Below are 23,146 nucleotides of genomic sequence, written 5' to 3'. Positions count from 1 at the left end.
GAGCGGTAGCACGGTAAAGGCGTGTGGAAATCCCGTGTCCCGGCTCTGCGGAGCAGCGCTACGCGCTGCGCCGCCCCGGGGCACACTCAAGCCATGGCCGCCTTGAGCAGCCGCTCCGCCGCCGCCCTCGCCTCGGCCGTGATCTCGGCGCCGGCCAGCATGCGGGCGATTTCCTCGCGGCGGTGGTCGGCGGCCAGCGCATTGACGCGGGTGGCGACGCGCTTGCCTTTGTCGAGGGCGTCCTTGGAAATCAGGAGGTGCTGGTCGGCGCGGGCGGCGACCTGCGGGGCGTGGGTCACGGCCATCACCTGCACCTTGCCGGCAAGCCGCGCCAGCCGCCCGCCGATGGCGTCGGCGACCGCACCGCCCACGCCGGTGTCGATTTCGTCGAACACCAGCGTCGGCGCCGAGCCGCGGTCGGACAGCACGACCTTGAGCGCGAGCAGAAAGCGCGACAGCTCGCCGCCGGAGGCGACCTTCATCATCGGTCCTGGCTTGGTGCCCGGATTGGTCTGCACCCAGAACTCGACGCGGTCGAAGCCTTGCGGGCCTGGAGCTGCCTCATCGGTCGCGACCTGGGTCATGAACCTGGCGCGTTCGAGCTTGAGCGGCGCCAGCTCGGCGTTGACCGCCTTGTTGAGCTTCTCCGCCGATTTCTGCCGAACCAGCGACAGCTTCTTGGCGGCGGCGGCATAGAGGCTATCTGCCTCGATTGCGGCCTGCTCCAGCTTTTTCAGCCGCGAGGCGCCGGCATCGATCAGCACGACGTCGGCGGCGTATTTCGCGGCCAGCGCGGCGAGCCCGTCGACCGGCGTCGAATATTTGCGCGATGCCGCTCGCAGCGCGAACAGGCGCTCCTCGATGCGTTCGAGCTCGGCCGGATCGAAATCGGTCGCGGCGAGTGCCGCCTGCAGATGCTGGTCGGCTTCCTCCAGCGCGTTGATCGCCATGTCGATCGCCCTTACGGCAGGCTCGACCAGCGCGGGCGAATTGACGCCGCGGCGTTCCAGCCGGCGTACCGCCGCCGACAGCGTCGAAACCGGCGAATGGTGGCCGCCGACAGCCTCCTGCGCCTCGCGCAAATCGGAGGCGATCTTCTCGCCCTGCATCATGGTGGTGCGGCGGTTGGCGAGCGAGGTTTCCTCGCCGTCCTTGGGCGCGAGCTGCTTCAGCTCGGCGGAGGCGTGGCGCAGATAGTCGGCCTCCCGCGCGGCGCGCTCCATGGCGGCGCGATGCTCCTCCAGCGCGGTGTTGGCGGTGCGGCGTGCGTCCCAGAGCGATTCGACTGCGGCAACGTCCTTCTCCAGGCCGGCGAACGCGTCGAGCAGGCGGCGGTGGGTGGCGGCGTCGACCAACGCGCGCTCGTCATGCTGGCCGTGGATCTCGACCAGGGCGGCGCCGACCGCCTTCAACGTCTGCACGCTGATCGACTGATCGTTGATGAAGGCCCGGGTGCGGCCGTCGGCGAGCTGCACGCGGCGGAGAATCATCTCGCCGGTGTCCTCCAGGCCATTCTCAGCAAGGATCTTCGTTGCGGGGTGATTCTTGGGGACATCGAATACGGCAGTCACCTGCCCCTGCTCCACGCCGTGGCGCACGAGGCCGGCGTCGCCGCGGCCGCCGAGTGCCAGCGCAAAGGCATCGAGCAGGATGGATTTGCCCGCACCGGTCTCGCCGGTCAAAACCGCAAGGCCGGTGGCGAATTCGATATCGAGCCGTTCGATCAGGACGATGTCACGGATCGACAGACGCGCCAGCATGGAACCAAATTTCCTAGCCGAGACCCATCTTCTTGAAGGTCCGGCTGATCCAAGACCCCTGATTCTCGCTCGGTTCGAGACCGCCGGATTTTACAAGATTATAGGCGTCCTTGTACCAGCGGCTGTCAGGAAAATTGTGCCCAAGCACCGCCGCCGCGGTCTGCGCCTCGCCGACGATGCCGATCGCCATATAGGCCTCGGTCAGCCGGAACAGCGCTTCCTCGACATGGCGGGTGGTCTGATACTGCGTGACGACGGTCTTGTAGCGGTTGATCGCCGCCGTGTAGTCGCGCTTCTGCGCGTAGTAGCGGCCGACATTCATTTCCTTGCCGGCAAGCTGGTCGCGCGCACCCTCGATCTTGGCCTTGGCGGATGTCGCGTATTCCGAGTTCGGATATTTGCGCACCACCTCTTCGAGGGCGGCGATCGCCTTCTCGGTGCGGGCCTGGTCGCGGCTGGTGTCCGGGATCTGGTCGTAATGGGAGGCGGCGATCAGATATTGCGCATAGGCCGCATCCGGGCTGCCGGGATGCAGCGTGACATAGCGGGTGGCGGCGCCGATGCAGCCGTCGAAGTCGCCGCCCTGGTAGGACGCATAGGCCGACATCAGCAGCGATTTGCGGGCCCAGTCGGAATAAGGATGCTGGCGGTCGACCTCTTCGAACTTCTTGTTCGCCGCCTTCATGTCCTTCTTCTCGTTCATGAGGTACAGGCCCTCATTGTAGATCTTGTCGGCCGGCTCCTCGACGAAGGTGTCGTCCTTGGCGGTGAACTTGTCCCAGAGCGAGCCGGTGCCGCAGCCGGCCAGCGGCAGCGCAAGCATCATGAAGGTGACGGCCTGCAGCAGCCCACGGGCCCGCGACGAGACCGAGAAATATCCGCGCGTCATACGCTGTGCCGACATGAGTTTAAGCCCTGACGCCCTGTGATGCGGTGCCGCCAGCCCATGAACCCCGTCATGGGCGCGAAATGTAACCGTGGTGCCTGCCATGCGACCACGCCGATGTATCCGAAAAGCGATCTTTAACCAACCGGATAGGCAGGCATTTCGCCCGGATTAAGGCGAACGTGCCGCAATCCTAGCCGATCGTGGTTACCAGGAGTTTCCCGGGGTAAGCCGCTGCCTGAGGCCGGCGGCAACAGCTCTGTTAGGACACGTCCGGCCCGTAGGCCGCAGCGATCCGGCCGCCGACGATACCGCGACCGACCTCGCCCACAGGACGCGTGGTGCGGCGGGCCGCCTCGCCCTCGACCACCCGCCAGGCGGTACGGTCGGCGAGCAGCGCGGTCAGGACAGCATGGTTGAGCTTGTGGCCGCCACGCACCGAGCGGTAGGCGCCAAGCAGCGGCAGGCCGGCCAGCGACAGGTCGCCGATCACGTCCAGCACCTTGTGGCGGGCGCATTCATCGGCGTAGCGCAGGCCCTCGGTGTTGAGCAGCCGCTCGTCGTCGAACACGACGGTGTTGTCGAAGGAGGCGCCGAGGGCATAGCCTGCGCTCCAGAGCCGCGCCACGTCGCTCATCAGACCGAAGGTCCGGGCCCGGCCGACTTCGCGGCGGAAACGCTCCGGATTGAGGTCGAAGGCGTAGCTCTGCTGGCCGATGACGGGATTGGTGAAATCGATCTCGACCTCGACGCAGAACCCGTTGGCGTAGGGCCTGATCTCGCCGAAGGAGTCGCCGATCTTGACCGAGATCGGCTTCAAAACCTGAATGAAGCGGCGCTGTGCCGGCTGGGTAATGATGCCGGCCTGGTCAATCGCCGCAATGAAGGCCGCCGCGCTGCCGTCCATGATCGGCACTTCGGGACCATCGATCTCGATGGTGGCGTTGTCGACACCCATACCCCGCAGTGCAGCAAGCACGTGCTCGGCGGTGGACACCAGCGGACCGTTGCGATCGCCGAGGACGGTGGCGAAATCGGTCGCGATCACCTGCTCGGCGGTCGCCTGAACTTCGCGATCACTTCCTTCGAGGCCGGTGCGGACAAAAATAAAACCCGCGTCGACAGGCGCAGGCCCAAGGGTGAGAGTGACGGGAAGACCGGAATGAACGCCCACGCCTGCCACGGAGGCTTGCGCACGAAGCGTTGTTTGCCGGCTAAATTTCATCAGGAACCCGCCCCACTACGACCCACTGCGACTTATACTGGACTCACTTGGCCGGCCAGTGCCGAGCTCCTGCGAATCCGTATCCCCAAGTCACGGCAAACCATAGTCACTGCCTCAAACAGCGCCAACTCACGCTTTTTTACCGATTGTTACCCCAAACCTGCCGTATTCGCGCCAAGGCTTAACCAAATTGCGCCGAGGTTTTGGATCGCTTCCGGCAGTTTGACTGAACACCCAAACACGTAATTAATTATTTAAAATCAGTTGCTTGTCTGCGCAGACCGGACATGCACGGGACAAAAGGAAAGGTCCCGGCAAGCTTGTTGCCGGGACCTTTTTTCGTCTGCCTTATTGTAACAATCCTCAGGTCGCCTGCCGCCGCAGGAAGGCCGGGATATCAAGATGGTCGTCGCCCTGTGGCGCCGGCGCAACAGGCGCCGGACGGCCGTGCATGTCCAGCCCCTGCGGCGCGGGACGGCGGGCGTACTCGGATACCGGCTCGCTCGATGCGATCTGCTGCGCCACGGTCTTCTGCTGGCGGCGCTCGGGCAGCGGCGGCATCGCGGGACCGGCGGTGCGGGCCGCGACCGGCGGCTCGCTTTCCTCGTCGCGACGGCCGAGGCCAACATTGGCGAGGCGCTGCAGCAGCGACAGGCGGGTCTTCTGCGGGGTCTCCTCCTCGACCTCGCCGCGAGCCTGGCGAATCTCGGCCTGGGCCGGCATCGGCAGCTCATCGAGGCGTGGCATCCGCGGCGCACGGGCCGGCGCACGCTCGGCCTGCGGCGGAATGAAGTTTTCCGGCGTCATCGGCTCCTGCATCGCGATCGGCGCCATGTCGGGCTCCGGAAACAGCGTCGGCTTCTGCGCGATCGGGCGCACTGTGACGTCGCCATAGGTCTGCATCGGCGCGGGCGCCTGCGGGACCTCCGCAACGGCGGCGGCGATGGCGGCGAGCGCGGCGCGCTCGACATTCGGACGGGGCGCCACCGGGGCGGCAGCGACCGGGGCCGCGGCCGGAATCTGGCCTTCCAGCTTCTGGGCGCGCTCAGCCATACGCTGATTGTCGGCGCGGAGCCGCGCGGTCAGGTCGGCCAGACGGCTCTCGGCGGCGACGGCCGGAGCTGCGGGAGCCTGCTGCGCCTGCGGCGCCGCATTCGCAACCGGAGCGGAAGTCGCCTGGCTGTTGCGGGCGATCGCGGCCTGCTCGATGCCGGTGGCAACGACCGAGACGCGGATCAGGCCGTCGAGCGCTTCGTCGAAGGTCGCGCCGACGATGATGTTGGCGTCCTGGTCGACTTCCTCGCGGATACGGGTCGCGGCTTCGTCGACCTCGAACAGGGTGAGATCCTTGCCGCCGGTGATGGAGATGAGGAGGCCCTTGGCGCCCTTCATCGAGCTGTCGTCGATCAGCGGGTTGGCGATCGCGGCTTCGGCGGCGGTCAGCGCGCGCTTGTCGCCGGAGGCTTCGCCGGTGCCCATCATCGCCTTGCCCATCTCACGCATGACGGCGCGGACGTCGGCGAAGTCGAGGTTGATCAGGCCTTCCTTGACCATCAGGTCGGTGATGCAGGCAACGCCCGAGTACAGCACCTGGTCGGCCATCGCGAAGGCGTCGGCGAAGGTGGTCTTCTCGTTGGCGACCCGGAACAGGTTCTGGTTCGGGATGATCAGGAGCGTATCCACGACCTTGTGCAGCTCGTTGATGCCGGCTTCGGCCGTGCGCATGCGGCGGCCGCCTTCGAAGTGGAAGGGCTTGGTCACGACGCCGACGGTGAGGATGCCCATGTCGCGCGCGGTCTTTGCGATCACGGGGGCTGCACCAGTACCGGTGCCGCCGCCCATGCCCGCGGTGACGAACACCATGTTGGCGCCCGAGAGATGGTCGCGCAGCTCGTCGATCACCTCTTCCGCCGCCGCCGCGCCGACGTTCGGCTGTGAGCCGGCCCCGAGGCCTTGCGTGACCGCGGTGCCCATCTGCACGATGCGCTGCGCCTTCGACATCGTCAGCGCCTGCGCGTCGGTGTTGGCGACGACGAAGTCGACGCCCTGGAGGCCCGCCGTGATCATGTTGTTGACGGCGTTGCCACCGGCGCCACCGACGCCGAACACGGTGATGCGGGGCTTCAACTCGTGAATATCAGGAACGTTGATGCTGATGGTCATGTTTGCCTCTCGATCACGTGCGCGTGGGTTCGCCCCGGCCGGCGGCCGCGGGAGTTGGTGAAAGTCGGGAATTGCGGAAATGAATCATCAGAAGCCCTCGCGTAGCCATCGTCCGACCTTTCCGAAATAACCGCCGGTCCCTGTCTTGACCTGCTGCCGCGTATGCCGCGGTTCGACATGTTCGTGGTGAACATATTGCGGGTAGACGAGAAGTCCGGCCGGCACCGCGAACGCGGCGTTCTTCGCCTCGTTGGGCAGCCGGCCGAAGCCGAGCGGACGTCCGACCCGCACGGGCCGGCCGAGAATCTGGGTGCCGAGTTCGACGAGGCCGGTCAGCTGCGAGGCGCCGCCCGAGAGTACGACCCGGCCGTTGGGCTCTGAGGCGAAGGGCGAATCCTTCAGCTTGTCCCGAACCATTTCGAAGACTTCCTCGGCACGGTGCTTGACGATGTTGGCGATGGTGGCGCGGGAGACGATCTGCGGCAGATCCTGCTCGTCACCGGCTGTCGGCACAGACATCAGCTCACGCGAGTCCGATCCGCCGGTGATGACGGTCCCGTATAACGTCTTGATTCGCTCGGCATCGGCAATGGTCGCGGAGAGTCCGCGCGCCAGATCCATCGTGATGTGTTGCCCGCCGACCGCAAAACCCGCCGCATGCACGAAACGGCCGCCGGAATAGACCGCGATCGTGGTGGTGCCGGCACCCATCTCGACGACGGCAGCGCCGAGATCGGCCTCGTCGTCCGTCAGCACCGACAATCCGGCGACATATGGGCTCGCCGCCATGGCTTCGACATTGATGTGGCAGCGTTCGACCGCCAGCATCAGGTTCCTCGCCACGGTGGCGTCGCAGGTAACGACGTTCATGTCGACACCGAATTGATGGGCAACCATGCCGCGGGCGTCGCGGATGCCTTTGACGCCATCGAGCGTGTAGCCGACCGGCAACGCGTGCAGCACGGTGCGGCCTTCGCCGGTGGCGTGACGCATGCCGGTCGAGGTGACGCGGTTGACATCGGCCTGGGTCACGGCGCCACCACGGATATCTGCGGCGGCCTCGACCAGTTGGCCGGAAAGCCGGCCGCCGGAGACCGAGAGCAGCACCGACTCGACCCGCACCTTGGCCATTTTCTCCGCGAGCGCGACGGCCTGGCGCACGGCCTGCTCGCATTCGGTAAGGTCGATCACCGCGCCGGCCTTCATGCCGCGCGACTGGATCTGGCTGTATCCGATCAATTCGACCGCATGGGTGCGGCCGCGCAGCGCCTCGCTCGGCGGCGACGGCTTCAGCCGCGCGATCATGCAGGCGATCTTGCTGGTGCCGATGTCGAGACACGCGACGAGGCCGCCGCGCTTGTGCGGCATCGGGCGCGTCTTCGGCGTCTGGGTGCGATCAAGACCGGTCATGCGGAATCCCCGGCCTTCTTTTTCTTCTTGTCCTTGAACAGCTCCTCGCGCGCCTTGGCGGCGTCCTCAGACAGCTGCACCACCAGACGATCAGGCAGGCGCATGTCGACGGCGACGATGTCGCGCGAGAACAGCCTGTCCTCCTTGTCGAGCTTGGACAGCATCGCCAGCGCGTTGCCGACGTCCTGCTCGGGCAGGCGGATGTCGAGACCGTCCTTGAGCCTCAGGTTCCAGCGCCGCTCGCCGACGAAGATCGCGGCCTTGGTGATCGAGTTGACCTGCGGATAGCGCGCCAGCAGCGCGAGGAAATCGCGGGCCTGAGTCTCGGCGCCCTTGCCGACCACGAGCGGCAGCGACAGGAAACGGCGCGAGACATAGGGCTCGAGCACGGCGCCGTCATCGGCGATGACCGAGAGCCGGCCCGCCTCCTGCCACAGCGCGAATGCCTTGCGCTCGGTGAGCTCGATCATCAGCTGGCCCGGATAAAGCTTCAGCACGGTCGCATCGGCGATCCACGGATTGGCCTTGAGCTTGTCGCGCACCGCGTCAGCATCGAGGAACAGCAGCGAGGAACGGCCGCTGACGCCGCCAATGGCCAGGATCTCGTCCTGGGTGAGCTGTTTGCGGCCGTTGATCACGACGGAGGTGATGCGGAAGCCGGCGGAATTCGCCAGCGCGTTGCGGGCATCGCTGACCGCGGTGATGAAATCCTGGAGATGGCCGCCCTTGACGATGCCGAAGCCGGTACTGCCGATCAAAAGCAGCACGGTCATGCTGATCCCGACCCGGCGCGGCAGATAGCGCTCCACCAATGCGACGACGCGCGGCGGCGGCTCACGCTCGACGATGGCCTTGGCCTTGATCTTGGCGGCAGCACGCGCGGCGTGAAGTCTTTCCTGGCGCTTGTCCTGCAGCCACTCGCGCAGAAGCACGACCGCTCCGACAGCGGCCGCTTTCAGGTCAGCTTGGGGCCTCAGCGATCTGAAAAGCGACCGGGTGAGGCTTCCTGCTCCATCCATTGCACGAGCTCGTCAACAGTTTGCCCGCGACATCGCGCGGATCCTGGCGAACATGACGTCTTCGACGTGCCGGGCCGGGTGCTGGTCTTCAGCAGAAGAAGCCTCTCCCCATCAAAGCGTTCGCTGGAGGTGACATCACCCCCGAGAGCTCACGCGCCGGCAGCCAAAGCGCCATATGCGCCGCCAGCGTTAACCTTCGGACGTCCTGGTAAACAAAAGGTAAAGTTCGTTAACGTCCGGCGCATTTTGCCCCGCGATGTGAGGCATTTATGCCGCGATGTCCGGCATTTTACCGGTTTTGGACGCCAAATCGGCCCGTTTCGCCGATTCGGCCGTTAACCAGTCCTAATTATTTCCGTACACGCTGCCCGGCGAGCTCCACCAGGCCGCGCAGGAAGTCGACGAACTCGATGCCTTCGGCTTTCAGCGCCTTGGGGTAGAGCGAGGACTTGGTCAGCCCGGGCAGCGTGTTGGTCTCGAGATAGATGAGGCCCTTGTCCGAGACGATGAAGTCCGACCGGGAATAGCCGGCGCAGGACATCGCGCGGTGCGCCAGCATCGCCTGCGCCTTCAGCGCCGCGGTGATCTCGGGCGCGAAACGACCGGGGCAGATCTCCTGGGTCGACTTCAGGAGATATTTTGCAGCGTAATCGAAATTGCCCTCGCCCGGAATGATCTCGATCGGCGGCAGCGACATGATCGAACCATCAGTGCGCTCCAGCACGCCGCAGGTCGCCTCGATGCCGGCGATGTAGGGCTCGATGACGTACTCTTCGTGCTTGGCCGCGTTGCGGACGGCGACGAGGTCCTGCTTGGCGTTGACGAAGATCAGGCCGTAGCTCGATCCGTCGCGCGCCGGCTTCGCGATCAGCTTGCCATATTCGGCGAAGGCCTCGTCGATGTCGTCGAGCGCAATGTTTGCCGGCGGCGTCACGCCACCGAGCGCGGCGAAATGCTTGGCCGCGATCTTGTCGAAGGCCAGATGCGAGGAGGCCGAGCCCGAGCCGGTGAAGGGCACGCCGCGCGCTTCGCACATCACCTGCAATTCGCCGTTCTCGGCGCGCCCGCCATGCAGGCCGAGCACCAGCACCCGATCCTCGGCCTTGGCCTGGTCGAGCGCCTGCGCAAGCGGGATGCCGCGCGTTCCGGGCAAGAACTCGTCCTCGAAGGGGCGCTCATGTTCGAGCAACTGCTTCGACTGGACGGTGTGTACCTTGTCTTCGACGTCCCACCACCACAGATCGGCCTCGGGCAATGCCTGATGCAGGGCCTGGGCCGAGGCGACCGAAACCAGGCGCTCGCGGTTGGAGCCGCCGAAGAGGATGGTGATGCGCATTCGCTGCCTCGTGCTTTGTCATTCCGGGATGGTGCGCAAGCACCAGACCCGGAATCTCGAGATTCCGGGTTGCGCTGCGCGCCCCCGGAATGACTGTTAGGGGGAAACCCCGATCCGCTTGATTTCCCAGTGTAGCTCAATTCCGGAATTTGCCTTCACGCGTTCGCGCACGGTCTCACCCAGTGTCTCGATGTCGTGTGCGGTGGCATCGCCCGTGTTGATCAGGAAATTGCAGTGCATCTCGGAGACCTCAGCGCCGCCGACGCGCAAGCCGCGGCAGCCGGCGGCATCCACCAGCTTCCAGGCGGAATGGCCGGGCGGATTCTTGAAGGTCGAGCCGCCGGTCTTTTCGCGGATCGGCTGCGCGGTCTCGCGATGGGACTGCACCTCCGCCATGCGCGCGCGGATCGCCTCACTATCCCTGATCTCGCCGCGAAAGCGCGCGGAGGTGAAGATGATGGAGGGATCGACGCCGCTGTTGCGGTAGACGAACTTCATCTCGGCGTTGGAGAAGGTGTGCTTGGTGCCGTCACGCGCCACACCTCGCGCCTCGATCAGCACGTCCTTGGTCTCGCCGCCATTGGCGCCCGCATTCATGCGCAGCGCACCGCCGATGGTGCCGGGAATACCGAAATAGAATTCGAGCCCGCCGACATTGGCGGATGCAGCCACTTCCGCCACGCGCTTGTCGAGCGTGGCAGCACCGGCAGTGACGATATCGCCGCTGGCGCTGGCCTCGCCGAAGGCGCGCGGCGCCAGGCGGATTACGACGCCCGCAATGCCGCCGTCGCGCACGATCAGATTGGAGCCGACACCGACGACATAGACGGGAACGTCGGGAGAAAGATGCGCGAGGAAGTAAGCGAGATCGTCCTCATCCGCCGGCGTGAACAGCACCTGGGCAGGGCCGCCGACGCGAAACCAGGTGAGCTCGGCCAGAGACTGGTTGGCGAGCAGCCGCCCGCGCAACTCTGGCATCGCAGCTTTGAGATCGGGCGTGATATCGGGGAATCCCACCGCCCTACCCCAGCGCCTTCAATTGATCCGGCAGCGCATACGCCCATTGCGTGATGTTGCCCGCGCCAAGGCATACGACGAGATCGCCGGACTTCGCCAATCCCTTGACGATGCCCGCGAGCTCCGGCGCGGCCGGCAGCGGGATCACCTCGCGATGGCCGTGGGCGCGCAGGCCCGTGACGAAATGATCGCGGTCGATGCCGTCGATCGGCGCTTCGCCGGCGGCATAGACGTCGGCAACGACCACCGCATCGGCGTCGTTGAAGCAGGTGCAGAATTCCTCGAACAGCGATTGCAGGCGGGTGTAGCGATGCGGCTGCACCACGGCGATGATCTTGCAGTTGGTGGATTCCCGCGCCGCCTTCAGCACCGCCGCGATCTCGACGGGGTGATGGCCGTAATCGTCGATCACGGTGACGCCGTTCCATTCGCCGGTCTTGGTGAAGCGGCGCTTGACGCCGCCGAAGCCCGCGATCGCCTTGCGGATCGCTTCGTCGGAGACGCCGAGCTCGCGCGCGACAGCAATCGCCGCCGTCGCATTGGAGGCGTTGTGGCGTCCCGGCATCGGCAGCATCAAGTCGGAAATCTCGTGCACGGCGCCGGTCTTGCGGTCCCGGAACGCGACCTTGAACTTCGATCCGCCGCCCATCGGGGTCAGATCGACGAGCCGCGCATCGGCCTGCGGATTCTCGCCATAGGTGATGATGCGGCGGTCCTCGATCTTGCCGACGAGGCTTTGCACCACGGGATGATCGATGCACATCACCGCAAAGCCGTAGAACGGCAGGTTCTCGACGAAATGACGGAACGCGTCCTGCACGGCCTCGAACGTCTTGAAGTGATCGAGATGCTCGGGGTCGACATTGGTGACGATCGCGACATCGGTCGGCAGCTTCAGGAACGTGCCGTCGCTCTCGTCGGCTTCCACCACCATCCAGTCACCGGCGCCGAGCCGCGCGTTGGAGCCATAGGCGTTGATGATGCCGCCGTTGATGACGGTGGGATCGAGCTCACCGGCATCGAGCAGCGTCGCCACCATCGTGGTCGTCGTCGTCTTACCATGGGTGCCGGCGATCGCGACGCAGCTCTTCAGCCGCATCAGCTCGGCCAGCATCTCGGCGCGGCGCACCACGGGAATGCGGCGCTCGCGCGCCGCCATCAATTCCGGATTGTCGCGCTTGATCGCGGTGGACACGACCACGACCTCGGCACCGTCGACATTCTCGGCCTTGTGACCGACCGAGACTTTTGCGCCTTTCTTGCGGAGGCGGTCGAGATTGTAATTGTCGGAGGCGTCCGAGCCCTGCACAGCATAGCCGAGATTGACCAGCACCTCGGCGATCCCGCTCATGCCGATTCCGCCGATCCCGACGAAGTGGATGGGTCCGATCTCGCGCGGCAGTCTCATGCTCTGTTCCCTGACCTCGCCGCCTTGCGGAGGCGGCATCTGGCGAAGGTCACGGCCAAATCAGCCGCGCGCCTTTCCTACTGGATGCCCCGCTTTAGAAGGCGAAGACAAGGGCTTTTTCGCGTCAGATTCCCGCGACTTTGACCACCAGATCGGCCAGTCGCTCGGCGGCGTCGAGCCGGCCGGCGCCGCGCGCGGCCTGCGCCATGGCGGCAAGGCGCGCAGGCTCGGCGGCGAAGGCGGAGATTTCGGAGGCCAGCCGGTCGGAAGTGAACTCGGTCTGCGGGATGCGGATCGCGCCGTCGACCTTGACCAGCACGCCGGCATTGGCGAACTGGTCCTGGTCGATCGAGCCGGGCAGCGGCACCAGGATCGAGGGCCGGCCGATCGCCGCGAGCTCGGCCACCGTGCCGGCGCCGGAGCGCGATACCACGAGATGATTGGAGGCAAGCCGTGCCGGCAAATCGGTGAAGAACGGCGCCAGCTCCACCTTGATCTTGAGCTTGTCATAGACCGCGCGCACACGCGCCATGTCCTCGTCCCGCACCTGCTGGGTGAGGACGAGACGGCTCCACAGCGCAGGCTCGAGCCGCTCGATCGCACCGGGCACGATGTCGGCCATGATGCGCGCGCCCTGGCTGCCGCCGACGACGAGCAGCCGCAGCGGGCCGTTCACCTCGGGAGCGGCGTAAGGCACGGCAGCTGCGGCGAGCACCGCCGGGCGCATCGGCGTGCCGACCGTCGTGGTCTTGCCGGAGAGTGCCTGATCGCGGTCAAGCACGCCGGGCAACGACGTCGCGATAGCGCGTACGCGGCTCGAGAGGAACCGGTTGGCGCGGCCGAGCACCGCGTTGGCGTCGTGAATAATGCCGGGTACGCTGGCGAATTTGGCAGCGACCAGCGGCGGCAGCGTCGGATAGCCGCCGAAGCCGACGACGGCGACAGGCTTCAAGCGCTTGATCAGGGCGTAGGCCGACAGCGTGCCGGCAGCGAGCGTAAGCCCGGCATAGGCGAGCTGGAGCGGATTGCGGCCCCGCGCGGTCTCGCTCGCGACGACGTCGATCATGTCCTTGGTGAACAGCCCGCTGTAACGCAGCGCGCGCTCATCCGTGACGAGACGAACGCGAAAGCCGCGCCGGATCAGCTCGACGCCGAGTGCCTCGGCCGGAAACAGATGGCCGCCGGTGCCGCCTGCGGCGAGAAGAATCAGGGGGGAATTGTCCATGGTAGAAGGTTTTACAGGGACTTTTTCGCCATTGCGAGCCGGCTACGCGGCGCTCGTGCCCCGGGCGCAGCGCAGCGCGTCGCTCTTGGCGACGTGGTGCGCTGCTGAACCGGGGCCCATTGGTTGCGGCATTCTGGGTCCCGGCTCTGCGCTTCGCTTGTCCGGGACACGAGAGCGGCTACGCGTAACTCCGCATCGCGTCGGCGTGGCCGCTGGCTTCGACCTCGGTGCGTGGGCGCAGCCGCGTCAGCGCCAGCATCATGCCGACACCATAGGCGAGCGACACGATCGAGGAGCCGCCATAAGAGATGAACGGCAGCGTCATGCCTTTGGCGGGGATCAGCTGGAGGTTCACCGACATGTTGATCGCGGCCTGCACGCCGAACAGGATCGCGAGACCCGAGGCCGCAAAGCGCGAGAACATGTCCTCATTGGCATAGGCGCGCGACAGCGTGCGGATGACGACGAAGGCAAACAGCGTCAGCATCGCCAGGCACAGGATGATGCCGAACTCTTCGGCCGCGACCGCGAACACGAAGTCGGTGTGACTGTCCGGCAGGCTGCGCTTGGCGATGCCCTCCCCTGGCCCAAGTCCGAACCAGCCGCCGTTGTAGAAGGCCTCCATGGCGGTATCGACCTGGAAGGTGTCGCCCGAGGCCGGGTTCATGAAGCGCTTGATACGGCCTGCGACGTGCGGGACGAACAGATAGGCGCTGAACAGGCCGGCCGCACCGAGACCCGCCAGGCCGAACACCCAGATCATGCGCATGCCCGCGATGAAGAACAGCGAGCCCCACACCATCAGGATCAGCATGGTCTGACCGAAGTCCGGCTCCATCACCAGCAGCGCGACCAGCATCATGAGAAGCACCAGCGCCATCGAGGTCGCCGGCATCTCCGGCCGCTTGGTCGATTCCGCGAACAGCCAGGCGGCGATGACGACAAAGGACGGCTTTGCGATTTCGGAGGCCTGGATGTTGACGCCGAGCAGCGTGATCCAGCGCCGCGAGCCCTTCACCTCCGGGCCGATGGCGAGCGTGAGCACGATCAGAATGATGCTCGCCGCGAAGATGATCAGGGCCGAGCGGCGGATCGCGCGCGGCGACAGGAAGGACACCCCGAGCAGCACCAGGCAGGACGGCAGCAGGAACAGCACGTGACGACTGAAGAAATGGAAGGGATCGAGCCCGATGCGGGTCGCAACCGGCGGACTTGCCGCCAGCGACAGGATCACCCCAGTCAGCATCAGCGCCAGGATGGCGCCCATCAGCGGCTTGTCGACGGTCCACCACCACTCGGAAAAGGGGGTGCGTTCTTCACGGGAGAGCATGGGCGGCCGCTTTCGGACAGAGGTCCGTCCATTGGTCGCTGAGGTTGGTTACCGCAAGGTTAAGGAAGTGGATGAAGTTGTGCACAGTCTCGTGCCCCGGACGCAGCGCAGCGCGCCGCCTCTTCGCGGCGTGGTGCGCTGCAGAGCCGGGGCCCAGCGGGTCCCGGCTCTGCGGAGCGTCACTTCGTGCCGCACCGCGTTCGGGACACGAGAGGCCTACTCGTAATTGATCGTGACATCCCCCACGCGTTGGTCGCGTTTGTAAATCTGGACTGTCCCCGAAATGGACCCGATCCTGACGGCATGCTCGCTACTCCAGGCAACGCTAACATCCTGGTGCTCGCGCACATTGAGAAAGGTCGGCGTGCTCTCAGGCGAGAACGTCCGGCCGCGCGCCACGATGCTGGCTTGCGTGCTGTCGGGTACCGTCGCTCCGCACGACTTCCAGACCACGACGACCAACTGGCCACCGCTTGGCGAGGCGAAGGCGCGCTGGCGAACGACGCGGCATGCACCGAATCCGCTCATGACATTATCGACGATAACAACGAAGACAAAACCCGCGACGACCGGAACAGCAAGAGCAGCGACGGCGATCCCGATCCAGCGTCGCCGCGTCATCCTCACACCACCGGCTTCACACCCGGCAGCGCCTGCGCCAACTCGCGGAATTTGGTGCCGCGTATCTCGAAGTTGCGGTACTGGTCGAAGGAGGCACAGGCCGGCGACAGCAGCACGACTGCGTCGGTGAGCCCTGAGGCTTCCGCATCACGCGCGGCGTGCTCGACGGCAACGTCTAGTGTCTGACTGATCTCGTGCGCAACCTCGCTGCCCAGCGTTCCCGAAAACTCCTGCGCGGCCTCCCCAATCAGATAGGCCTTGCGGATGCGTGGGAAGAAGCCGGTCAGGCCAGCGATGCCACCGGCCTTGGGCTTGCCGCCGGCGATCCAGAAGATGTCAGCGAAAGATGACAGCGCGTGCGCCGTGGCATCCGCATTGGTGCCCTTGGAATCGTTGACGAACAGCACGTTGCCGCGGCGGCCGACCTGCTCCATGCGGTGCGCAAGGCCTGGAAAGCTGCGCAGGCCATTCTGCAGCACGTCCTGGTTGATGCCCATCGCCAGCGCGGCGGCGGCGGCGCAGGCCGCGTTCTGCGCATTGTGCTGGCCGCGCAGCGAACCGATGCCGCCGAGCTTTGCGATCTCGCTGCGGGCGCCGCCCGCGGTGCGCACGATATTGCCGTGCTCGACATGAATGCCTGAAGCCAGCGGGTTCTTGACGGAGATCCGCACCACGGTCTTGCCGGCGCGGTCGAGCCGGTCGGCGATGTCGCGGCAGAAGCCGTCATCAACGCCGACGATCGCGGTGCCGCCGGCCTGCACGCCGGCAACGAGGCGCTCCTTCACCGCAGCGTAGTGCGCGATGGCGCCGTGGCGATCGATGTGATCCTCGCTGACGTTGAGCAGGATGCCGACGGAGGGATCGAGCGAGGGCGTGAGGTCGATCTGGTAGGACGACATCTCGATGACGTGGACGCGGCCCATGCGCGGCGGCTCCAGCGACAGGATCGCGGTGCCGATATTGCCGCCCATCTGGGTGTCGTAGCCGGCGACTTTCGTCAGATGCGCAATCAGCGCCGTCGTGGTCGACTTGCCATTGGTGCCGGTGATGGCGACGAACGGCGCATCCGGCGCGTGGCGGCGCCGCTCGCGGCAGAACAGCTCGATGTCGCCGATTACCTCGCAACCTGCCTCGCGCGCCTTCAGCACGCTCCAGTGCGGCACCGGATGAGTCAGCGGCACGCCGGGCGCGAGCACGAGCGCGGCAAAATTCGCCCAGGACACGTTGCGCAAATCGGCGGTGATGAAGCCGGCCTGCGCGGCCTTGGCTACGTTGTCCGCATTGTCGTCGGCGGCGATCACCTCGGCGCCGCCGGCCTTCAGCGCGTGGCAGGAGGCAAGCCCCGAGCCGCCGAGGCCGAACACCGCGACGGTCTTGCCGGCGAAGGATGTGACCGGGATCATCGCGGTACCATCAGCGCAGCTTCAGGGTGGAGAGACCGGCCAGCGCCAGCATCACCGAGATGATCCAGAAGCGGATCACGATCTGCGGCTCGGTCCAGCCAAGCTGCTCGAAATGGTGATGGATCGGCGCCATCCGGAAGATGCGCTTGCCCGTGAGCTTGAACGACACCACCTGCACGATGACCGAGACCGCCTCCAGCACGAACAGGCCACCGATCACTGCGAGCACGATCTCGTGCTTCACCGCGACCGCGATGGCGCCGAGCATGCCACCGAGCGCGAGCGAGCCGGTGTCGCCCATGAAGATCGAGGCCGGCGGCGCGTTGAACCAGAGGAAGCCGAGGCCGGCGCCCAATAACGCGCCGCAGAGCACTGCGAGCTCGCCGGTGCCGGCGACATATTTGATCTGCAGATATTCGGCGAACACCGCGTTGCCGGCGAGATAGGCGATCATCGCAAAGCTCGCGGTCGCGATCATCACGGGAACGATGGCGAGGCCGTCGAGACCGTCGGTGAGGTTCACCGCGTTGCCGGAGCCGACGATGACGAAGGCGCCGAAGATGACGAAGAACCAACCGAAATGCAGCACGGTGTCCTTCAGGAACGGAATCGTCAGCGCGGTCGATGCGGGATCGCGGTTCAGCCGCACCAGCGCGTAGCAGGCCACCAGCGCGATCGCCGCCTCGATCAGCAGGCGAAGCTTGCTGCCGAACCCGGTCGTGGTCTGCTTGGTCACCTTGAGGTAATCGTCATAGAAGCCAACGAAGCCGAAGCCGAGCGTCACCGCCAGCACGATCCAGACATAGGGGTTAAGCGGGTTGGCCCACAGCACCGTGCCGACCGTGAGGCCGGACAGGATCATCAGCCCGCCCATGGTGGGCGTGCCCTTCTTGGCGAGATGCGATTGCGGGCCGTCGGTCCGGATCGGCTGACCCTTGCCCTGGCGGATCCGCAGATGATCGATGATCCAGGGCCCGAACAGGAACACGAACAGCGCGCCGGTGACGACGGCGCCGCCGGTGCGGAAGGTTATGTAGCGGAAGACATTCAGGAAGGTGCGAACGGCACCGAAGCCCGGAAATGTGTTGGAGAGCTCGATCAGCCAGTAAAACATTCAGACGGTCCTATGGCGCCTTTGCACACGCGGTCTCGGCCTTGATCTTGGTCTTCATCTTGGCCTCAACGTGCCTTACGCGCATTCGCTGGTCTTCATCATGGGTCGCGCGACCTCCGGGAAACCGGACGGCTTCGCGCCGCAAAGGGTGGGATTCGGGAACGGCGCCTTCCAAGCAGTTTACGCCTTTGCCTGCAAGGCGGCCACCAGGCCCGGCACAAACTTGTTGACCCAGAACATCTTCTTGCTGCCCTTGACAACCACGACGTCGCCTGCCTTCAGCAGGTTCGCGACCTCACTCGGCTTCAGCGTGGCGGGATCGCCGTGCCAGCCGAGGCCCTTGCCGGCCGGCAGCACATCATAGAGGTGGCGCATCAGAGGGCCGACGCAGTAGATCCCGTCGATACCGTCGAGATGCTTGGCAAGGCCGGTGTGATACCCCGGTGCATCATCGCCGAGCTCCAGCATGTCACCGAGCACCGCAACGCGGCGGCCGCCGGTCACATTGCGCGCCTGGAGGCTTTGCAGCGCAGCGGCGACGCTGGCCGGATTGCCGTTGAAACTGTCGTCGATCACGGTGATACCGCCGACCGCCTGCTCGACACCGCGGCCGGTCATGATGCCGACCCGGTCGAGCTTGATCGCGAGCGTCGCCGCATCGAGGCTCGCGGCGCGGATGGCGGCGAGCGCGGCCAGCGCATTCTGCACGCGGTGCGGCGCGCCCGGCGTCAGGCTGAAGGCGATCTGCTTCTTGCCGATCATGGCCACGACCTGCCAGCTCTCGCCATGCGGCGCGTGCGTGACCTCATGCACCTCGGCATGCTCGCCGAAGCGCACCACCTTGCCCTTCCATTCGGATGCCTTCAGCCCGGCCGGCAGCACCAGCACGCCGTCCTCGGGCAGGCCGAGCGCGATCGACACCTTCTCGCGGCGGATGGCTTCAAGCGAGCCGAGCTTCTCCAGATGCACGGGCTGGACGTTGACGACGAGTGCAACGGTGGGCCGCGTCAGTTCGCTGAGCCGCGCGATCTCGCCTTGCTGGTTCATGCCCATCTCGACGACCCAGAGACTTGCGTCGGGCCTGGCATTGCACAGCGTCAGCGGCACGCCCCAGAAATTGTTGAAGCTGGACGGACTTGCATAGGCGTTCGGATAGGCCGCCAGAAATTCCTTGGTGCTGGTCTTGCCCGCGCTGCCGGTGAGCCCGATCACAGGCCCGCGGAAGCGGGCGCGGGCGGCGCGTGCGAGGCCCCAGAGGCCGTCGATCAGCGTGTCCTTCACGACGATCTGGGGGATGCGGATGCCCGCGATCTCGTGCGGCACGATCATCGCGACCGCGCCCGAAGCCTCGGCCTTGTCCGCGAACTCCCAGCCGTCGCGCGCGCTGGCGAAGGCCGAGACGAAGCCGCCGCTCGGCGTGCCGCTCAGCGCCACGAACAGGCTGCCCGGTTTCACCAGGCGGCTGTCCTGGGTGACGAAATCAATCGGCGTGTCCGGGAATGATCCGGCAGCGCCCAGTGCGCGCGCGACTTCGGCAACCGTCCATATCGGCGCGCTCATGCAACCCTCGACGCTAATGCGGCGGCGACCGCCTCGTGATCACTGAAGGGCAGCACCTGGCCGCCGACGATCTGTCCGGTCTCGTGTCCCTTGCCGGCGACGAGCAGTGCATCGCCTTCCTGTAGTTCCTCGATCGCGGTTCGGATTGCCGCGGCACGGTCGCCGATCTCGCGGGCGCCCTTTGCGGTGGCGAGGATTTCGGCGCGAATGGTTTCGGGCTTCTCGCTGCGCGGATTGTCGTCGGTGATGATGACGCCGTCGGCATTCTCGGCCGCGATCTCGCCCATGATCGGACGCTTGCCGGCATCGCGGTCACCGCCGGCGCCGAACACGACGACCAGCTTTCGTTTCGCGTAGGGTCGCAGCGCCTGCAGCGCCTTGGCCAGCGCATCGGGCTTGTGCGCGTAGTCGACGAAGATCGGCGCGCCATTGCGCTCGCCGACGCGCTCGAGCCGGCCCTTGGCGCCTTCGAGATGTTCGAGGCTTGCAAACACATTGGCGGCATCGCTGCCGGTACCGATCGCAAGGCCGGCCGATACCAGCGCGTTCTCGATCTGGAATTCGCCAACCAGCGGCAGCCGGACGACATAGCGCTTACCGTGATGCTCGAGCGCGAGCACCTGCGAAAATCCTTCGACCTTGACGTCGGCGAGACGAATGCCGTCGCCTGCCCCGTCGCCGTTGCGGCCGACCGCGATCACGCGCAGGGCGCGTGCCTTCGCAGCATCGATCGCTTCCGCCGAGCAATCATGATCGGCCGAGATCACCGCCGGGCCGCCCGGAGCAACGAGTTCCCGGAACAGGCGGAGTTTCGCCGCAAGATAATGCGCGACAGTCGGATGATAATCCATGTGGTCGCGCGACAGATTGGTGAAGCCGCCGGCGGAGACGCGCACGCCGTCGAGCCGATACTGATCGAGCCCGTGCGAGGACGCTTCGAAAGCAAGGTGCGTCACGCCCTCGCGGGCGATCTCGTCGAGCTGCCGGTGCAGCGCAATCGGATCCGGCGTGGTCAGCGAGCCGTAGACGGTGCGCTTGGGCGAGACGAGGCCGATGGTGCCGATGCTGGCGGAGGCGTGCCCCAGCCGTTCCCAGATCTGGCGCGTGAAGGCTGCGACCGAGGTCTTGCCGCTGGTGCCGGTCACCGCGGCGATGGTCGCGGGCTGCGACGGGAAGAATTTTGCAGCGGCCAATGCCAGCGCGCGGCGCGGATTGGCGACAGTGATGAACGGCACCCTGCTCGTATCAGGCGCATGGTCACCGACGACAGCCACGGCGCCTGCGGTCACCGCGGCGTCGATGAAGCGCGACCCGTCGGTCTTGCTGCCCGCGAGTGCGAAGAAGAGATCGCCGGCCTTGACCACGCGGCTGTCGAGCGCAATGCCCGTCGCCTCGAGCGCCGCAATTGCGGGCTCGATCGCGGCATCATTGCCTAAGAGGTCGCGCAGCTTCATGGTCTTCCAGTCGCCGTACCGGAAAGCCGAATCTTGAGGGAAATCCCCGACTCAGCAGCGGCTACGGCCCACCCGATTGATTACTGGGTTGTCCTGGATGCTGCAAGAATAAGGCGCTCGGACGGCGGCAGGTCGAACCGCGGTTCGACGCCCAGAAGCGGCGCGATCCGCTCGATCACCTTGCCGCCGGTCGGCACCGTGTTCCAGCCCGAGGTGATGAAGCCCTTCGTTTCAGGAATCGCCTGCGGCTCGTCCAGCATGATCAGGATCTGATATTTCGGATCGTCGCAGGGCATGATTGCGGTGAACGAGTTGAGCACGCGCTTCTTGGCATAGCGGCCGTTGATGACCTTCTCGGACGTGCCGGTCTTGCCGCCGACATAGTAGCCCTTGACGTCAGCGGTCTTGGCGGTGCCGATTTCGGCATTGAGCCGCATCAGGAACCGCATCTTGTCGCTGGTCTCCGTCTTGATCACGCGCTTGGCCATCGCCGCCGCTTCGGATTCGCTGCGCTTCATAAAGGTCGGCGGAATCAGATAGCCGCCGTTCACCAGCGCGTTGATGCCCATCACCGCCTGCAGTGGTGCCACCGACATGCCCTGGCCGAACGCGATGGTGACCGTGTTCAGCTCACCCCAGCGGCGCGGGATCAGCGGAGCCGCGCTCTCCGGCAGCTCGGTGCGCAGCCGCGTCAACTGGCCCATCTTGGCAAGGAACGCCTTGTGGGCCTCGACCCCCTGGCCGAGCGCGATCCGCGCGGCACCGATGTTGGAGGAGTAAGTGAACACTTCCTTGGTGTTGATGAAGCGTCCGAGCGGGTGGCTGTCGTGGATGGTGAACTTGCCGTAGTGCAGGTTTCCGCGGGCATCCCACGACGTGTTCAGATTGATCTTTCCGGAATCGAGCGCCATCGCCAGCGTGAACGCCTTGAAGGTCGAGCCCATCTCGTAGACGCCGGTGGTCAGGCGGTTGATGCGATCCGGGTCGTGCGCTTCCTTCGGATTGTTCGGATCGAAGTCCGGAAGCGAGACCATCGCCACGATCTCGCCGGTCTTGACGTTGGAGACGATGCCGGACGCCGCCTTGGTGTGGTACTTCTCCTTGGCCTTCAACAGCTCGTCGCGCAGCGCGTGCTCGACGCGCAGATCGATCGAGAGCTCGATCGGCTTTTGCAGCCGGTCGGTGGCAAAGCCGGCGCGGTGGAGATCGGCGAGGCCCTGATTGTCGAGCCACTTCTCCATGCCGGCGATGCCCTGGTTGTCGATGTTGACCAGACCGATGAGGTGGGCGACCTCGTTGCCGGTCGGGTAGACGCGCTTGTTCTCGCGCAGGAAGCCGATGCCGGGAATGCCGAGCTTGTGGATGGCCTGCTGCTGCTTGGCCGTGACCTCGCGCTTGAGCCAGACGAAGCCCTTGCGCGTCCTCAGGCGCTCGCGCACCTCGGCCTCGTCGAGGTCGGGCACGGTCGCCGTGAGAAGCTCGATCGCCTCGTCCTTGTCGATGATGCGGCGCGGCTCGCCGAACAGGCTCGCCGCCTTGACGTCGGTCGCAAGGATGGCACCGTTGCGGTCGACGATGTCGGGCCGTGCGGTCGCCACCACCTCCTGCGCCGCGGCGCGGCGTGCGCCATGGGCATCGGCGCCGATCGCGAACATCACGAGCCGGCCGCCGATCAGGGCGTAGACCGAGGCGAAGGCGAGCATGGCAAGACCAACGCGCGCGCGCGCCTTCGCGGCGCGGTCGACATTGCGCCCGTAGAGCAGGCTGCGGATCAGCCGCTGGCGCCAGGGTTCCGTCGGTTTGGCCGGAGTTGCAGCGCTCATTGCTTGTCCTCGGGCTGAGGCACGGAGCCCGTCACATTGTCAGGATCGCTCGCGGCTTCGATGGTGTTGAGCATGGCTCCGATCGGATCGGGCTCGCCCGGCCTGAACATCCGCGGCGGACGCTCCGGCAGGTTCTTCAGCTGGTCATATTGCGTGCCGTTGACCGGCTTGAGCTGCAGATGCCGGTCGGACAGGCCTTGCAGCCGATGAGGCGCGTCGAGCTTTGCCCATTCGGACCGCAGCGAGGCGATCGCGTCGCGCTGCTCGCGGATCTCCGCATGCAGCCGCAGCACCCTCTCGGTGCGCGCCGTGGAGTCCATCTTGATCCGGTAGACATAGGCCGCCGCGAAGATCAGCGCGCCGATGACGAAGAGGTGGATAATGCGCATGCG

General features: G+C 65.9%; 18 protein-coding genes. All 18 read right to left on the bottom strand.

What is annotated here, in order from left to right; genetic code table 11:
• Window positions 1–86: 86 nt before the first annotated feature.
• The gene (recN, locus tag RAD04_RS12035; RefSeq protein WP_461623963.1) at window positions 87–1,760 is read right to left on the bottom strand and encodes a DNA repair protein RecN; all 1,674 of its coding nucleotides are present in this window, start codon (window positions 1,758–1,760) and stop codon (window positions 87–89) included.
• A gap of 13 nt (window positions 1,761–1,773) precedes the next feature.
• Window positions 1,774–2,664 (bottom strand): outer membrane protein assembly factor BamD, encoded by an 891-nt coding sequence (locus RAD04_RS12030; protein ID WP_461617765.1) that lies wholly within the window; start codon window positions 2,662–2,664, stop codon window positions 1,774–1,776.
• Between the two features lie 244 nt (window positions 2,665–2,908).
• Window positions 2,909–3,871 carry a UDP-3-O-acyl-N-acetylglucosamine deacetylase gene (gene lpxC / locus RAD04_RS12025; RefSeq protein WP_461623962.1) on the bottom strand — a complete coding sequence of 321 codons (963 nt, stop codon included), beginning with the start codon at window positions 3,869–3,871 and terminating at the stop codon, window positions 2,909–2,911.
• A gap of 363 nt (window positions 3,872–4,234) precedes the next feature.
• Window positions 4,235–6,034 (bottom strand): cell division protein FtsZ, encoded by a 1,800-nt coding sequence (gene ftsZ, locus RAD04_RS12020; RefSeq protein WP_461623961.1) that lies wholly within the window; start codon window positions 6,032–6,034, stop codon window positions 4,235–4,237.
• Between the two features lie 87 nt (window positions 6,035–6,121).
• The gene (ftsA, locus tag RAD04_RS12015; protein ID WP_461623960.1) at window positions 6,122–7,444 is read right to left on the bottom strand and encodes a cell division protein FtsA; all 1,323 of its coding nucleotides are present in this window, start codon (window positions 7,442–7,444) and stop codon (window positions 6,122–6,124) included.
• Window positions 7,441–8,463, bottom strand: a complete 1,023-nt coding sequence (locus RAD04_RS12010; RefSeq protein WP_461623959.1) for a cell division protein FtsQ/DivIB — start codon at window positions 8,461–8,463, stop codon at window positions 7,441–7,443. Before RAD04_RS12010 ends, ftsA begins: the two co-directional genes overlap by 4 nt.
• A 349-nt stretch (window positions 8,464–8,812) precedes the next feature.
• Window positions 8,813–9,799 carry a D-alanine--D-alanine ligase family protein gene (locus tag RAD04_RS12005; protein WP_461623958.1) on the bottom strand — a complete coding sequence of 329 codons (987 nt, stop codon included), beginning with the start codon at window positions 9,797–9,799 and terminating at the stop codon, window positions 8,813–8,815.
• 96 nt (window positions 9,800–9,895) lie between these two features.
• Window positions 9,896–10,816, bottom strand: a complete 921-nt coding sequence (murB, locus tag RAD04_RS12000; protein ID WP_461623957.1) for a UDP-N-acetylmuramate dehydrogenase — start codon at window positions 10,814–10,816, stop codon at window positions 9,896–9,898.
• 4 nt (window positions 10,817–10,820) lie between these two features.
• Entirely contained in the window at window positions 10,821–12,224 is a 1,404-nt protein-coding gene (gene murC / locus RAD04_RS11995) for a UDP-N-acetylmuramate--L-alanine ligase (protein WP_461623956.1), read from the bottom strand.
• A gap of 124 nt (window positions 12,225–12,348) precedes the next feature.
• Window positions 12,349–13,449: an undecaprenyldiphospho-muramoylpentapeptide beta-N-acetylglucosaminyltransferase gene (murG, locus tag RAD04_RS11990; RefSeq protein ID WP_461623955.1), complete on the bottom strand. Its 1,101-nt coding sequence runs from the start codon at window positions 13,447–13,449 to the stop codon at window positions 12,349–12,351.
• 178 nt (window positions 13,450–13,627) lie between these two features.
• Entirely contained in the window at window positions 13,628–14,779 is a 1,152-nt protein-coding gene (gene ftsW / locus RAD04_RS11985) for a putative lipid II flippase FtsW (RefSeq protein WP_018318676.1), read from the bottom strand.
• Between the two features lie 216 nt (window positions 14,780–14,995).
• Window positions 14,996–15,400 (bottom strand): hypothetical protein, encoded by a 405-nt coding sequence (locus RAD04_RS11980; protein WP_461623954.1) that lies wholly within the window; start codon window positions 15,398–15,400, stop codon window positions 14,996–14,998.
• A 2-nt stretch (window positions 15,401–15,402) separates the two neighbouring features.
• On the bottom strand, window positions 15,403–16,803 hold the full coding sequence (murD, locus tag RAD04_RS11975) for a UDP-N-acetylmuramoyl-L-alanine--D-glutamate ligase (RefSeq protein ID WP_461623953.1): 1,401 nt from the start codon (window positions 16,801–16,803) through the stop codon (window positions 15,403–15,405).
• Between the two features lie 10 nt (window positions 16,804–16,813).
• Window positions 16,814–17,917 carry a phospho-N-acetylmuramoyl-pentapeptide-transferase gene (gene mraY / locus RAD04_RS11970; protein ID WP_018318673.1) on the bottom strand — a complete coding sequence of 368 codons (1,104 nt, stop codon included), beginning with the start codon at window positions 17,915–17,917 and terminating at the stop codon, window positions 16,814–16,816.
• A 180-nt stretch (window positions 17,918–18,097) separates the two neighbouring features.
• The gene (locus RAD04_RS11965) at window positions 18,098–19,477 is read right to left on the bottom strand and encodes a UDP-N-acetylmuramoyl-tripeptide--D-alanyl-D-alanine ligase (RefSeq protein ID WP_461623952.1); all 1,380 of its coding nucleotides are present in this window, start codon (window positions 19,475–19,477) and stop codon (window positions 18,098–18,100) included.
• On the bottom strand, window positions 19,474–20,931 hold the full coding sequence (locus tag RAD04_RS11960; protein WP_461623951.1) for a UDP-N-acetylmuramoyl-L-alanyl-D-glutamate--2,6-diaminopimelate ligase: 1,458 nt from the start codon (window positions 20,929–20,931) through the stop codon (window positions 19,474–19,476). The genes RAD04_RS11965 and RAD04_RS11960 overlap by 4 nt, the downstream gene beginning before the upstream one ends.
• Window positions 20,932–21,011: 80 nt before the next feature.
• Window positions 21,012–22,754, bottom strand: coding sequence for a peptidoglycan D,D-transpeptidase FtsI family protein (locus RAD04_RS11955; protein ID WP_461617754.1), 1,743 nt, complete (start codon window positions 22,752–22,754; stop codon window positions 21,012–21,014).
• Window positions 22,751–23,143, bottom strand: a complete 393-nt coding sequence (gene ftsL, locus RAD04_RS11950) for a cell division protein FtsL (RefSeq protein WP_091961738.1) — start codon at window positions 23,141–23,143, stop codon at window positions 22,751–22,753. The genes RAD04_RS11955 and ftsL overlap by 4 nt, the downstream gene beginning before the upstream one ends.
• Window positions 23,144–23,146: the final 3 nt, after the last annotated feature.

The sequence above is a fragment of the Bradyrhizobium sp. 25ACV genome (genome assembly GCF_054863005.1).
This window is presented reverse-complemented; position numbering and strand designations above follow the sequence as displayed.